We start from the raw sequence: 14,639 nt of genomic DNA, 5'->3' as shown, positions 1-14,639 counted from the left end.
TTTACCCGCTCGTTCAACAATTTAAGCCAGAAAATTTGGGCTGCGACGCAACGTTCGCGGTGGCTAGGGGTCAATCAAGCAAGTTGATGGCAAAAGGCCCCTATCGCATAAAGGTGAATGGATAGTGGAAAATCGCCGTCCGACCCTCGGCAGGGTCCATCGTAGCGGCCCCAGGCGCGCTTGAAAGCAGGATGGACAGACCGGGTCGAGGGCGAACTTCAAGCCTTGAACGATCACACTCTAAACGCGAAATACCCTGTGTCCGTACAGGGTTTATGGAGAGGTCTGGACCACGATCCAGGCCTGTCATGGAGGATATGTTGCGAAATCTGCTGTTCACCCTGCCCGCCATCCTGTCGGCCTGGCCCTTGCGCCAGCGCTGCTCGGTCGCCTGCCCGGCATTCTGAACGCTCATGAATGACTAGGCTGTATAGATCGAAAGATTAGTCCTGCCACGCATTTTTCAAAGTGGTGTTCTGATGGTGCGCCCCCTCGCCTAAGGGGTGCGGCACCTTATGGTCTTGCCGATGAATAAAACCCTTTGAAATCAGGTATTTATTGCCTTTTAGCGGCAGTGCGCAGCTATGAATAACCCTGTCTTTCCCATGGTCAAGGCGTCATGACGGGTGGTCCAGAAATGGCATGAGGGTTTATGAAGGGGTAACAGAGGCGTGCAAAAATACGTCGCGGATTGCAAGGATTGTCCCTATCTGTCAAAATTTCGGTGTTGCACCTTTCTAAGTTTTGGCTGAAAATGCTGCTCACGGAGCGAGATATGGATGAACTCGAGTCAACGACAACATCATGGGGCAGCAGGTCCAGCGAAGACGTGGATGTACGCGCGCTGCGCCGCTACAACCGAATGCTCTGCGTGCTGCTAGATGTCGGTGAGTGGGCCTGCATGGCCTTGCTCCCCTGTGTAGCGGTCGCCGCCATCTGGCTCGTGACACAAACGAATTTTGAAAACGTCGTGTTCTATGACGGAACCGACTCGATTTGCATTTACGACGGAACGACAGGGGAAATCCGGAATGTCGAGTAAGGAAACCCAGCACGGAACCCCGAGTGGCGATGGGCCGGAAGCTCGTCGGGGCACCGATGAAGAGAAGCTGCTGGAGCTGGCGCTGGACGAAACGCCCGGGGAGGCAGCGGCTACCGTCCGGGAAGTCAAGCGTCTGCAGCTGGAGTGCCTCGACCTCAAGCGCCGTAACAAGCGCGTCTGGGGCCAACTGTTGGCACTCACATGCGTATTCGGCTTGACCATCGGCGCCGTCGTTTTCTGGTACCCGAAGTACCGCTGGATCCCGACCACGGATAACCACGCCATCTGTGAAGTCTCGACTGAAAGCAACCCACGGGTCACCCCTGCGACCTTGGCCGAGTACGCCAAAGACGCCGTCGTCAATTCGTATTCCTACGACTATGTGAATTACCGCTCCAACCTCAATGCCGCCGGTGCCCGCTGGTACACGGATGACGGGCGCAAGGCCTTCCTGAAGACGCTGGACGACTCGGGGAACCTGGAGCGCGTGCTCAAGGGCCGGATGATATTGCGTGCCATGGCGACTCAAGTTGCCCAGGTCGAAGAAAGCGGTGTGCTCGCAACAGGTCAGAACTACTGGCTGGTACAGGTGCCTGTCGCCATCGAATTCTATGTCGGTGGTGACCAGCAGGCGCGCTCGCGCCAGGACTTCCTGGCGGCTGTCACCATCGTTCAGATTCCGGCTTCGGCCACTAACACCAAAGGGATCGCCGTCGATTCTGTTCAGCTGTCGCCGTATATCTCAAGGAAGTGACCATGAAGAAGCATCTGATCGCATCGTTGATTGCGAGCGCTATTGTCATGCCTGCGTTTGCCAACGAGCCGCAAATCGCGCCCGTTACCGCCGATGGCGCCGGGCAAGTCGATGCCGCGCAGGCCAATGAAGCGCCACCCCTGCCGCCCATGAACGGCCTCGGTCGGCAAGTAGCCAGCGCTGCTCAAGTGGTCTACCCACGTCCGGAAGATGTCGTCAACGAAACCATTCAGGATGTGCAGGACTCGCAACTGACCCCTGCGCAACTGGAGCTGGTCAAAAAGCTCTGGCTCGATCGTGAAAAACAGAAAGCCACGCCCTACGTCAGCCCGGCCAAGCCTGTGACTCGCACCCTGGCACTGAACCTGGATCCGGGCGTGTCGCCGCCCATCGTCCGCCTGAGCAAAGGCCAGCAATCATCGATCGTGTTCTCTGACTATGCCGGGCAACCGTGGATGATCCAGAACGTCTCGATCAACCGTGAGTTGTTCAGCGATGGGCGCGAGCGCGGTGCGCAAGGCGGTCAGGGGCAGGGCGGCGGCGTCACGCCTACCAACATCCTGACCCTGGACCCAGCCACTGCTGCTGCCTACGGCAACGTGACCGTCACCCTGCGTGGCCTGTCCACCCCGATCATTCTGATTCTGGCCGCAGGCCAGGAGGAAGTGGACATGCGGGTGGATGCCAAGGTGCCAGGGCGCAACCCTGACGCTGCGGCCTCGGTTGCCCTGCAGAACATGCCAAGCATCGACAATGCGCTGACCTACTTCCTCGATGGCGTGCCGCCGAAGGAAGCGCTGCGCCTGAGGGTGACCGGGTTGGATGGCGTGGAGGCCTGGAGCTATCGCCAGAACATGTATGTGAAAGCGAAGGCTGACGCTCAGTACCCGGCGTACACCAACGCTGCGCGCAGCACGACTGGGGTGGCCGTGTATCGCTACGCCGGCTTGCAGAACAGCGTCACGTTCACGACCGGTGGGCAAGCCGTTACCGTCTTCATCGAGCAAGGGAATCTGCAATGAGTGAGAACAATACACCGCCCAGTGACGCAGGCTTTGATGAAGAGCACGATCACCTGGTGGCCGATCGCGACGAAGCCTCTGCCGGGAAGTCGGAAAAGGCGCGCAAGTCGAACGAGATGCAGCGCAATCTGCAAGCCGTGTTCGGCTCGGGTGTTGGCAAGGTCTCGCTGATTGCTGCCGGCATAGTGGTGGTTGCGTTGGGGGCGCTGGCCTACAACGGCATGACCGCCAAGGACGAGCCGGTCGGCCAGACAGCCAAGGTCGATGTGCCTCGTGCGCCACAGCCCGAAGTGTCGGTCGATCCGATTTCGGCTGCCGAAGCCGAACGTCGCAACCAGCGAAGCTCACTGGAAGCTCAGCAGGCCGCCGAGCGCGGCATGTCGTATCAGCCGGGCTTCGACCCCAACATCGTGGCCTCCACCAGCAAGGACTACGCCCGCGATCAGGCGGTGCAGTTCAATGTACCTGGGCAACCCTACAACGATACCAGTGCTCCGCCGCCGATCTATGTCGGGGCCGGCCAACCGCCCCGCGAAGAGGCGGCGAACGCTGCGCTGGCGGCTCGCCAGCAAGGTGGTGCGGGCAACGCCCAGGTAGAGGAGCAGGAGCGTCGGCGCCTGGAGGAAGAGCTGAAAAAGGCCCGCCAAGAGCGCGATGCCTACGTCAGCGAGCTGAAAAGCGAAACGCTCAAGTCGATCAAGCAGCTCATGGGCGAGTCGGAAAGCGCCAAAGGGTTTGCTGAAAAAAGCAGCTTCAGCACGGTCAGCTACTACCCGGCCGAGCGCGCTGTGGCCGACGACGGGGGCGCTATGGCGCGTACCGCCAAGGACAAGAAAGACCCCAGCGCCATCGAGGCCGTGGGCGATACCGACCGCGAATTGCTGATCAAGACCGGCACGATCATGTATGCCACGCTCGATGCCGAGGTCAACACCGATGACGGCGGCGATGTCCTGGCAACCATTCGTGGCGGCAAGTGGAACGGCTCCAAACTGATCGGCAAGATCGAGCAGGCGCCGGACAACATCCGCGTCAAGTTCACCATTCTTGCGCCGCCGGTAAACGACACACGCCCCACCATGCGTATCAGTGCAGTGGCGCTTCGCGAAGACGATGCCAAGCAAGGCATTGCCGAGACGAAGGACCACCACACCATGGAGCGCTACTTCGCACTGGGCGCTGCCTCGCTGCTGTCCGGTTACGGCCGGGCCTACCAGCAGACGGCGGGCACCACGGTCATCAGCCCGAGCGGCGTAGTGGCCCAGACCACCACCGAGCCTTCCTCCAAGCAGGTCATCGGTATGTCGGTTGGCGAACTGGGTACCTCCATCGCCTCGGAAGTGCGCCGTGGGTTCAACCGGCCTGCTACTTACGCGACGCCTGCGAACAAGGGCTTTGGCCTGTTCTTCCTGCAAGACGTTCACGATCAATCTCGATAAGGAGTTCGACATGAAGAACTGGTCGTTCGGAAAACTTTTAGGCGTTTTTGCCGGCAGCTTCGTGGCCCTCATCCTCATCGCCGTGATGGTGATGAAGGTGTCGTCGTCGCCCGCCAAAGCCAAGCGCATGACGCCAGCCCAGGCGCAGGCTGCGCAACAGCCGCGGATGGATGTGCTGAGCATTGAGTTGGCCAAGTCCAAGGAGCAGGCGCAAGCCGCCCTCGAGGCCCAGCAGAACAGTGAGAAACAGCTGAAGATCGTGCGTCAGGAATCCCAGCACAATACTCAGCTGCTGCTCAATCAGATCAAGCAGCTGGATAGCACCCTCTCTGGGCTGAACCAGCGCATGGACTATTTCGAGGCGAGCCGTCAGCGGGTAGACATCGTCAAGCCGCCGCGCAAGGCCCCGGTAGCCACCCCGGCACAAGGGCTTGCCAAAGGCGGCCATGCAATCCCGCAGTCCAGTGGCTACAAGGTGCAGGCGATTGTCGGGCACCGCGCCTGGGTCAAGAGCGGCGAGCGTGAAGACAGCGTAAAAGCCGGCGAAAGATTGCCGCCTGTACAGCGTGAACTGAATGTACTCGCGGTGGATGGCAACAGTGGCATCGTGGTCACCGCGCCCGCGCTTTAAATAGGGAAATACACATGGCAGCCGGATATGCCGATCTCGTAGATGTGATGGTCAACATCGGTAAAGTCATACCGACGGCGATCATGATGTGCCAGGGTATTGCCGCGCTTATCGGGCTTTACCTGACCTCTGCCGCGTTGGTGGAAATTTGGGGCGTTACCCACGACAACGCATTGAAGTATGTTGCCGGGCGCCAGCGGTTTTCCGTCGGTTCAGCGTGTGTGCAATTGGTCATTGGCTCGATTTTACTGGCCATCGGCACACTGGAGTGGATGGGTATCATGTCGCGCACGTTGACAGGCGATTATGCCAACTCGCGCATGCTGTCTTATTCCTCTTCCGGGAGCACGTTGCAAGCGCAAGCACAACTGGCAACGCTGGCCCTGTTGGGCATCATGCAAGTGGTCGGTTTCATTGCCATGGTGAAAGGCTGGTTGACGGTTAACGGTTATTACAATAATCAAACGCAAGCCGGCTTGGGTACTGCCAGTGGGTGGATTATTGGCGGTATCTTGGCGTGGAACTTCAAATGGTTCAGCGATGTACTCAACAACACAATCGGATTCAATCTGGTTGGACTTTTCACGCCGTGGTCGTAACGGCTTCACGCACTATGAAACCCAAGGAGCGTCACTCATGAAAGCACTCAAAACCCTTAAAGCTGCTTACGATTCGGCCAAAGTTCGCGCAATTACCGCTGCTGTCGGCGCCCTGACCGCGCCATCGGCATTCGCCATCACCAAGACCGACCTGACCCAGGATACCTCTGGCGGCAAGACGGCCAGCGATGTCATGACCAACATCGACGACACCGCCCAGGGCGGTGCCACGCTGCTGATCTCCCTGGTGTCGATTGGTGGCTTCGTGGTCGTGGCCATGTCGCTTTACACCCTGTGGAAAGCTTCCAAGGACGAGCGTGAAAAGCCACTGTCCGCCATCGTCGGCCTGTTCATCGGCGGCTTGATGGCGGGTGTCGGTACCGTGATGTGGATCATGCGCAACACCACCGTCGGCTAAGGCTGCGCGCCGCCTACCGTAGCGCGGGGCGCAATGCCCCGCATTCTCAATAACCGTTTCGGGGATTTCAGACGTGAGCGAACAACCCTCTCCTGAGAACAAGGCCGTCAATGTCCCCACCCTGGCAAGTGGCTATCTCAGCCGTACTGCCAACCAGCCGGTATTTGGTGTGCGTCGACCGCTTTGGCGCTCCGACGATGACCAACGCACGTTGCTGAGTGAAGCGAACGCCAAACTTCGCACGGCCGTGTGGCAGCGCGACAATTACACCTGCCGCTTCTGTGGTTTCAAGTCTGCCAAGTTTCAGGAACTTCACGCGCTGGATGGCAATGCCGAAAATTGCAGCAAAGAGAATCTCGTCACTGCGTGCAACTTGTGCCGTCAGGTGCATCACCTGGGCGCGTGTGCCATGAACAACACGGGCTTTTTCGTGGCCGTTCAGGAGTTGACGCAGACCGAAATCAACCTTATTGCCCGTTGTATTTACGTGAACGAATTGCTGGGCGATGTGGCCGTCAACGAGAAACTGGCCAGCCTGCTGGCGGCGTTCAAGTTTCGTGGCAGCGACACCCTCAAGGAAGTGTATGGCGGTGAACTGATCACCGTGCTTGGCGTGGCAGAAACACTCGCCAGCAAGCACCTGGTCAGTGATGAGGAATACGCCAGGCGTGGTGAGTGGCTGGCCCCGCTGCGCCTGTTTCCCACCAAACGCGCATTCAAGGACGGGCAACTTGAATACTACGCAACGCATAACCGCGCGCTGTTTTTGCCCGACAGTTGGTCTGCATTGACCGGCCAACTATTCAAGCATTTTGCTTAATGCACCCGAACGCAGAGCTGATCAGCCTCGCCGTTGAGAACGTTATCAAGGGAGAACAAGGACATGTTTAACAAACTCGAGGCGGTGATCCTGACGGTTCTGAGCCAGCTCAAAGCAGACGTGCAGGACTACTGCGATCTGGAGACGGTCGATGGTGGGCAGTCCATCGTCGCCAACGACGGTTCGCTGGCTTCCATCGTGCGCTTCAACGGCACCAAGAGCGTGCTGGGTCGCGAACAGTTCGAACGGCTCGTGAGCTTGCTGGAAGCATCGCTTGCCGTGTACTTCAAGGTGCGCGGCCATCACCTGCAGATTGTCTTCAGCCGTGACCTGGATGCCACCGCGCCGCTGGAGCAGAACGCCTTGCAGCAGGCGGCTACCGCCGAGCGGCTGAACCTGAACGTACGCCACCTGATCAATGAAGGGGTAAAAAAGTACGCGCAGTATGTGTATGACGAAGAATGCTACCTGGTGTTCTGGTCGCGGCCCGCGCTGCTTGACCAGACTGAAAAGACGATGGCCCGCGAAGCCACCAACGAGTTCAGAAAAGCCTCGGACTGGCCCGCTACCGCCGAGGCGCAGAACCTGCTGCGCCCCATCTCCTACCTCAAGGATCGCCACCTTTCCTTCGTCGCCAAGATTACCGAAGACCTGACGTCCCCCGAGTTCGGCTGCTCGGCCGATGTGCTCGACGTCAGCGAAGCGATTCGCGCAATCCGTGCCAAGGTGAACCCCGACATTACTCCGCGTAGCTGGAAGCCTTACATTCCTGGCAGCGCAATCCCGATGCGCTGGAAGGCCAACAACCGCAGCAATGACAAGTCGGAGTTCATGTACCCCACGCTGCCCAGTCAGATCATGGTCACCTCTGGCGAAATTGGCAGTGGCCAGCGCACAAGCCTGCTGCCAGACCCCACCAGCGTTAGGGTCGGCTCGCGGGTGTATGCGCCTTTGCTGATGTCGATTCCGCCGGCAGAGCCGCAGTACTTCAATACCCTGTTCAACAGCCTCAACCGTGCAGAAACCCAGGAAAACGGCGTATCCAGGGCCTTGCCGTACTCCATGTCGATCATGCTGTCTTCCGATGGCATGAGTGTGCTGGCCTGGAAAAGCCTGTTTGCCCAACTGCTTTCGGTCACCTCCGAACAGAACCGCAACATCAACCTGGCCACCAAAGAACTGCGCGAGCGTGTGCGCGACGGCGAGTGCATGGTAAAGCTGCAAATTGCCGCGATGACCTGGTCCAGCCCCGACGAGAAAGGCGTGAAGGAACTTGCGCTGCGCAAATCGAAGCTGTGGCGCACCCTGGAGGCATGGGGGCAACCGGTATTCATCGAGCGTACCGGCAACCCGATGCAGGCGTTCCAGTCCAACTGCCTGGCCTTGACCACCAAGCACCTCGGCGACCCTGCGGCCGCGCCGCTGGGCGATGCGGTGGCCATGCTGCCGCTGACCCGGCCCGCGTCGCCGTTCCAGGAGGGGTCGACCATCTACCGTAGCCTGGATGGCAAGATCCTCAAGTATCAGCGCTTCTCGTCCCAGCAGACCACATGGATCACCTTGATCGCCGGCAAGCCGGGTTCGGGCAAATCGGTGTTGATGAACAACAACCATTTCGAGTCCTGCCTGATGCCGGGCCTGACGGGCCTGCCCTACATCGGCATTACCGATATCGGGATTTCCTCGTCCGGCTTCTGCGATCTTGTTCGCGACAACCTGCCACCCAGGCTTCATCACCTGGTGGTGTACAAACGTTTGCAGAACGCCAGAAAAGACTGCATCAACCCGCTTGATACGCCGCTGGGCCAGCGTTATCCACTGCCAAAGGACCGTGAGTTCAACAAGAACTTCCTGACCATCCTGGTGACGCCGCCCGAGCGCGAAAAGCCTTACGAAGGGATGAGCAACTTTGTGGGGCGCATGGTCGACCTGGCCTACCGACGCAAGGACGACAAGATCGAGCGGGCCAGCCCGGAGACCTACAAGCCCGGGCACAACGACGTGGTGGACACGGCGGTGGCGCAGCTGGGCTTCCGCATTCTTCCTGCCACCACCTACTGGGAACTGGTCGATGCGATGTTCGACGCCGGCATGGTGTACGAAGCCGAGGTGACCCAGCGCTATGCGGTGCCGACCCTCAATGATCTGGTAGCGGTGGCATCGACCGAAGAGGTTCGCGCCGAATACGAAGGCTCTGGTGAGGTGGGGCGCAGCCTGGTCGATGCCTTCATCCTTGGCATTCGCGAATCGGTCGGCGACTTCCCGGTGTTCTCCGACCACACCCGCTTCGACGTGGGCAGTGCCCGCATCGTTGCCCTCGACCTGCAGGACGTGGCGCTGCAGGGCTCTGCTTCGGCCAAGAAGCAGACTGCACTGATGTACATGATCGCTCGCCAGTGCTTCATGAAAAAGGTGGCCTTCTCGAAAGAGGACTTCCCCTTCTTCACCGAGAAGTACCTGCCGTTCTACGAGCGTCTGGTCGCCGACCTGGTAGACGAATACAAGGTCATGTGCATGGACGAATTCCACAAGACGGGCGGCCACTCCGGGCTTCAGGAACAGATGCAGACCGACGGCCGTGAGGCGCGAAAGTGGAACATGGAAATCATCCTGGCTTCCCAGTTGATGGAGGACTTCGGCCCGCTCACCAAGATCGCCACGGCCACGTTCATCCTCGACTCGGGCACCAAGGAAACCCGCGACTGGCTCCGCAAGAACATTGGCCTTTCCGATACCGAAGAACATGCGCTGGTCAATTTCGTCCACGGTGCGAACAAGCACGGCTGTACGTTCCTGGCGCGTTTCGAGACCAAGAACGCCAGTTACAGCCAGCTGTTCACCATGTCTGCCGGGCCGATGCGGCTCTGGGCACTGACCACCACCGCCGAAGACCGCAAGCTGCGCACCATGCTCTATGAGCATATGCCGCGCCCGGATGCGTTGGCGCTGCTTGCCCGACGCTTCCCGTCAGGGGGCTGCAAGGACATGGTCGAGCGGCTCAAGCGCGAAACGTTCAAGGACGTCGAGTTTGTCGATGACGACATGGAGCAGTCCGTGATTGCGCGGATCGCCAAGGATTTGGTCGCTGACTACATCAGCGCCAGTGCATTCGAAGACGTGGTTTAAGGGGGCGACAGATGGCTCAGTACAAGGGCGCATCCCGTCAGCATGAAGTCAGCAGCAGCCGGCGGCGCAAAGATACTCGCCTGGCCGGGCAGCGCTTCAGTGACTTCTTTCAATCTGCCGAAGGTGCGGTGTTCGGTACGTTCGCGTTGCCGATCCTGGCCCTGGTACTGATCAAGGTGCCTTTTTCGGGTGAGCTGCTGTTGCTGCTGGCCTGGGCCTTCAAGCGCAAGTTCGTGGCGGTGGATAACCGGGCGTTCGATTTCCCGTACCGGGTGCCAAAGCTGGCGGATGTCAACGATGGTTCCTACAAGGGCAAGAAGAAGGGCGAGGGTGTCACCCTCTTCGGCAACGACCTGGAAACCAAAGAGCAGATCTACGCCGGCGACAGTGACCTGAGGACGCACCAGCTGGTACTGGGCACCACCGGTTCTGGCAAGCCTCAGCCCAAGCATGCCAAGGTACTCACGCCGAAGGGCTGGGTTGCGATGGGCCAGGTCAAGGTGGGCGATAGCGTGTGCACACCCGATGGCAAGCACGCCGCTGTGTTGCGGGTGATCGAGCAGGGCATCCAGCCGATCTGGACCATCGCCACGCGCGACGGCCGCCGTGCCCAGGCGACCGGCGACCACCTGTGGCGCGTCCTCAGCCGCGAACCGGACGGCACTGAACAAGCCCATACCGTGACCACCGATGCCATTCGGGCGCTGATGGCCCGTGGCGTCGTGGTGATGCTGCCGAAGGTGCGCAAGAAGCGCGGTACGGCCAAGTTCGACGGTTGGGCAGAGGTCTGGAAAGTCACCGCTGCCGGCCAGGCGCAGTGCCAGTGCATCGAGATCGATCACCCACACCACCTGTACATCACCGACGACAGCCTGGTCACCCATAATACCGAGCTGTTGCTGGGCATCGTGTTCAACGCACTGGTACAGAACACGGGCTTCATCTATGTCGATGGCAAGGGCGACCCCAAGCTGCAGAAGGAAATATTCCGCCTGTCGCGCTACCTGGGGCGTGAAGATGACCTGTTGATCATCAACTTCATCACCTCTGGCCGCGACTTCGTGGAGAAGCAGGTCGACAAGGTCACCAACAACATGAACATGATGGGGAACACCTCGTCCGGCATGTTGATCGAGCTGATCGTCTCGCTGATGGATGACTCGGGCGGTGGCGGCGACATGTGGAAAGGCCGCGCAATCATGTTCGTGGCGGCGTTGACCCGGCCACTGACCTACCTGCGTGACAAGGGGCACATCAACCTGTCGCCAGAGAAGTACCTGGAATACTTCGAGCTGAACATCATCGAAGAACTGGTGTGGGAGCACGGTGGCAAATACGGCGACATGTTTGATGTCATCGTCGCACCGTTGCGCTCGTACCTGCTGACGCTGCCGGGCTATCAGAAAGCCAAGTTGAAGAAGCAGGAAACCAAGACCCTCGAACAACACGGTTACATCGTGATGCAGCTGGGGCGGATCTTCAACGACCTGACGTTCAACTATGGGCACATCTTCAAGACCCGGGTCGGCGATGTCGATTTCTACGATGTGGTGATCAACCGACGGCTGCTGGTGGTGCTGCTGCCTGCACTGGAGCGGGCACCGGACAGCATGCGCATGCTCGGCAAGATGATCGTCGGCAGCATCAAGCAGATGATGGCCGGCTGCCTGGGTAACCGGGTTGAAGGGGTGGTGCGCGAAATCATCGACAGCCGCCCCACGGGCTCGGAGTTCCCGTTCTATACCATCCTCGATGAATACGGCTATTACGCCGTGGTCGGCTTCGCGGTGGCCCCGGCCCAGGCGCGCAGCCTGGGCTTCAGCGTGACGTTTGCCGCGCAGGACTTCTCTTCGCTTAAAAAATCCAGTGCCGAAGAAGCCGATGCCACCTGGGAAAACACCAATATCCGGGCCGTCGGCCGACTGACTTCGGGTACCGAGTCCGAGACCTGGCGGCGCGTGCAGGGTGCGGCGGCGGAGTCTTCGCAGGCCATGGTAGGTAATTTCGAGCGCTCGCCGGGGGGCGCCAATGAAAAACTGCGCCAGTCCGACAATGTTGCGATCGAACAGCGTAGCCGGTTGAACTACGACGACGTCGCCATGCAGGAAAACGGCGAATTCACATTCCTGATCGGCAAGAAATCGCAGAATGGCAAAACCGGTGGCGTGGCGCTTATCCGTGGCCTTGGCTTCTACACCGCTGGCCCTGCACCCAAAGAAATGCGGATCAACGACTTCATACCTGTCGAGCCGCCAGAGCCTTCAGACCTGCCTCAGAGCAGGGCGTCGCGCAAGGCGTTTGTCGACAGCCTGAAAGACGGCTCTTTCGCCAAGCGGGTGCGCTCGGTGGTGAAGGGCGACCCGACCTTTGCTCGCATGCACAGCGCCTTCGAGCATAACTATGCAGATGCCGACCGGCCTGTGCTTGGCCGCCTGGACACCTCGTTCGCTGTACTTGGGGCATATCTGTCGGGCAGTTTGCAAAAGCCACCGGCCGCTGCGCCCTTGCCGGTAACGCCAGCGCCTGAGGCCGTGGCGCAAGTTGCTGTTGCGCCTGCACCCACGCCGCAGCCTGACCCGCTGAGCCAGGCGTCGATCGAAGCAAGCCTGCTGGCCGTGGCGGACATGATCGCTGAGACGGCAGTGGCGCCGGTGGTTGCCGCCCCGGATGAAAAGGTATTGGACGCGGCGTGGGAGGGTGAATTGGCCATTGCCGAGCCGCAGCAGTTGCTCGACATGCAACTGATGGCGGCCGGCGAGGGCTTTGAATCGTTGTCCGACAAATGGGCCGCGCAGGAGCGGATCCAGACTACCTGCGATGCCATCGCCCGCGAAACGGCCTATGTCATCGCGCCCGAGCCTGAAGCACTTGGCGTGGCTGGGGTACGCAAACAGTTGAGTGACCTGGATGCGCGATGCCGCGAGTTGATCAAGGTGCAGCCAGGCAACTAAGCGGCAACCCGTTGGTCGGAAGCTGTTTGATGGTTGTGTCATAAATTGACGACGATATAAATCTGACAGATAATCAGAAACTAGAATTTCTGCATGCTATGGTGAGGCGATGGGGCTGTTCAGCACAGGGAAGAAAGTAGCGAAGTACGCGTTCATCAAAATGCCGATGGCGGCGTTGGGCGTAAACCAGCTGCGCATGGGCAACCAGCACATCAAGTCGCTGTGGCAGTCGAATTTCAGCCCCGCCTGCCCGGAGTGCGAGCGGGGTGTGCTGCTCAAGGCCGAAGGCGATCACCAGGAGCTTGAACAAAGCCCCAAGGGCAAGATCCGCGTACTGCACAGCTGGGGCTGCAACAACTGCGACTTTGCGTTGTTCGAAGAGGATGACGTCAAGAAGGTCCGGGACCACGCCGCGCGCTATCGCAACGAGCGGGTCAAAGAACAGCTGACGACCATCGAGCGCGATGAGATCGACCGAATCGCTCGCAACCACCGGTTGCATTCCAGGGCGTTTTTCATCGCCAGCGTTGTCGCCATCCTCGGGTTTATCTACATGCTCGCAACCGGCGCGGGCGTGATGGTGGCCCTGAACTGGCTGTCGATCGGCTTCGCGCTGTGGGTCTTCGGCATGAAGAAGTCCTACCGCTGCTGGCAGGTCTCGACAGGGCAGTTGTTCGTCGAAGGGGCATTCTGGTTCTGGTTCCAGCACCAGAAGTGGATCATCTGAGCATGGCCGGCAAGTGGTTGTACCGCGTAGTCGTCCCGTTGACGCTGTGGCCCGCGCTGGCCCAGGCGGACGACTTTTATGCCGTGCGGCCGGCGGACATCGAATGTGTCGTTCAGGCAGCCCAGCGCCAGGGCGTACCTGCCAATGTGCTGCTGGCCATTTCCAGCAAGGAAAGTGGCAAGAACGGGCAGAGTGTCTCGAACAGCAACGGCACTTTCGACCTTGGCCACTTCCAGATCAACACCACCCATTGGGGCCCGAAAGGCGTGTTCGCCTCATACCCGGCAATCACCAAGTCCGATGTCGCCTGGCGGGGCTGTTACAACGCGGAATTGGCAGCATGGCTGCTGCGTCAGAAGCTCGACGAAAGAAACGGTCAGGATTTCTGGACCCGCGCTGCCAATTACCATTCCCGTACCAAAAAATTCAACGACATCTACAAGAAAGGCCTGATTCCGCTCGCGGTGAAATGGGGCAAGTACCTCGAACAGCAGCGCCACGCCCAGTACGTGGTGAGCTACCAGTAGAACAGGCTACCGCCAGTGCCCGAAGCGCTTGAGCGTAGGGCACGCCGGGTCGATCAGAATGACAACTTCAGGAGTTTTTACATGAAAGGAATGCTCATGGGTGCACGCGGCTGCAAGGCTGGGGGCATGCTGCTTGCGCTGTTTGTGCTGGGCGGGTGCGCAAGCTCTGCCAAACCGACCACCGATGACACCGAGGCCTTTGCCAGCCGCATCATCGCGGACAAGGTGGCCGTGGCGGTCAACTCGCAGCACAACTATGTTTCGTCGCTGACGGCCGACCGCGTCAAAGCGGCCTCCAGGCAGGCTGCGGTCGACACCGACCAGGTGGATATCGACTTCATCGGCAAGCCCCAGGAGCTGTTGCAGACGTTCGCCAGCCGCTATGGCTATGCCTATGTCGAAAGCGGCAAGCGCGTGGACCTGAAGCCGATCAACATCTGGGTGCGTAAAGCCACGCCCATTAACGTACTCAAGGATGTGGGCGTGCAGATCGACACCGGCGCCGATGTGGTACTCGACAAGAGCACCAACACGCTGCGCCTGATCTACAAGCCTGTACCGCTGGCTTTGGGGAGGGGCTGAA

General features: G+C 59.7%; 13 protein-coding genes. All 13 read left to right on the top strand.

Annotation, left to right across the window (positions count from 1 at the left end):
• Window positions 1-775: 775 nt before the first annotated feature.
• The 13 genes from LJX93_RS23540 (at window position 776) to LJX93_RS23480 (ending at window position 14,638) form a co-directional block, all read left to right on the top strand.
• Complete coding sequence (locus tag LJX93_RS23540) at window positions 776-1,042, top strand: hypothetical protein (RefSeq protein ID WP_095063969.1); 267 nt, start codon at window positions 776-778, stop codon at window positions 1,040-1,042.
• On the top strand, window positions 1,032-1,796 hold the full coding sequence (locus LJX93_RS23535; protein ID WP_095063844.1) for a DotI/IcmL family type IV secretion protein: 765 nt from the start codon (window positions 1,032-1,034) through the stop codon (window positions 1,794-1,796). Before LJX93_RS23540 ends, LJX93_RS23535 begins: the two co-directional genes overlap by 11 nt.
• 2 nt (window positions 1,797-1,798) lie before the next feature.
• Window positions 1,799-2,818, top strand: a complete 1,020-nt coding sequence (locus LJX93_RS23530) for a DotH/IcmK family type IV secretion protein (protein WP_095063843.1) — start codon at window positions 1,799-1,801, stop codon at window positions 2,816-2,818.
• Window positions 2,815-4,257 carry a DotG/IcmE/VirB10 family protein gene (locus LJX93_RS23525; RefSeq protein ID WP_095063842.1) on the top strand — a complete coding sequence of 481 codons (1,443 nt, stop codon included), beginning with the start codon at window positions 2,815-2,817 and terminating at the stop codon, window positions 4,255-4,257. The genes LJX93_RS23530 and LJX93_RS23525 overlap by 4 nt, the downstream gene beginning before the upstream one ends.
• Window positions 4,258-4,267: 10 nt before the next feature.
• Window positions 4,268-4,888, top strand: coding sequence for a type IV secretion protein DotF (locus tag LJX93_RS23520; protein ID WP_095063841.1), 621 nt, complete (start codon window positions 4,268-4,270; stop codon window positions 4,886-4,888).
• A 14-nt stretch (window positions 4,889-4,902) separates the two neighbouring features.
• Window positions 4,903-5,487: a type IV secretion protein DotIE gene (locus LJX93_RS23515; protein WP_095063840.1), complete on the top strand. Its 585-nt coding sequence runs from the start codon at window positions 4,903-4,905 to the stop codon at window positions 5,485-5,487.
• 37 nt (window positions 5,488-5,524) lie between these two features.
• The gene (locus tag LJX93_RS23510) at window positions 5,525-5,905 is read left to right on the top strand and encodes a hypothetical protein (protein WP_095063839.1); all 381 of its coding nucleotides are present in this window, start codon (window positions 5,525-5,527) and stop codon (window positions 5,903-5,905) included.
• A 73-nt stretch (window positions 5,906-5,978) separates the two neighbouring features.
• Window positions 5,979-6,725: an HNH endonuclease gene (locus tag LJX93_RS23505; protein ID WP_095063838.1), complete on the top strand. Its 747-nt coding sequence runs from the start codon at window positions 5,979-5,981 to the stop codon at window positions 6,723-6,725.
• 63 nt (window positions 6,726-6,788) lie between these two features.
• The gene (locus tag LJX93_RS23500; RefSeq protein WP_095063837.1) at window positions 6,789-9,851 is read left to right on the top strand and encodes a type IV secretion protein DotO; all 3,063 of its coding nucleotides are present in this window, start codon (window positions 6,789-6,791) and stop codon (window positions 9,849-9,851) included.
• 11 nt (window positions 9,852-9,862) lie between these two features.
• Window positions 9,863-12,802, top strand: coding sequence for a TraM recognition domain-containing protein (locus tag LJX93_RS23495; protein ID WP_227696471.1), 2,940 nt, complete (start codon window positions 9,863-9,865; stop codon window positions 12,800-12,802).
• Window positions 12,803-12,911: 109 nt separating this feature from the next.
• Window positions 12,912-13,529, top strand: a complete 618-nt coding sequence (locus LJX93_RS23490; RefSeq protein WP_095063835.1) for a hypothetical protein — start codon at window positions 12,912-12,914, stop codon at window positions 13,527-13,529.
• Window positions 13,530-13,531: 2 nt separating this feature from the next.
• Window positions 13,532-14,056: a transglycosylase SLT domain-containing protein gene (locus LJX93_RS23485; RefSeq protein ID WP_227696470.1), complete on the top strand. Its 525-nt coding sequence runs from the start codon at window positions 13,532-13,534 to the stop codon at window positions 14,054-14,056.
• Between the two features lie 81 nt (window positions 14,057-14,137).
• Window positions 14,138-14,638, top strand: coding sequence for a DotD/TraH family lipoprotein (locus LJX93_RS23480; RefSeq protein ID WP_227696469.1), 501 nt, complete (start codon window positions 14,138-14,140; stop codon window positions 14,636-14,638).
• The last annotated feature ends 1 nt before the right edge of the window (window position 14,639 follow it).

The organism is Pseudomonas sp. HN2-3, assembly GCF_020691745.1.
Classification (GTDB): Bacteria; Pseudomonadota; Gammaproteobacteria; order Pseudomonadales; family Pseudomonadaceae; genus Aquipseudomonas; species Aquipseudomonas capeferrum.
This window is presented reverse-complemented; position numbering and strand designations above follow the sequence as displayed.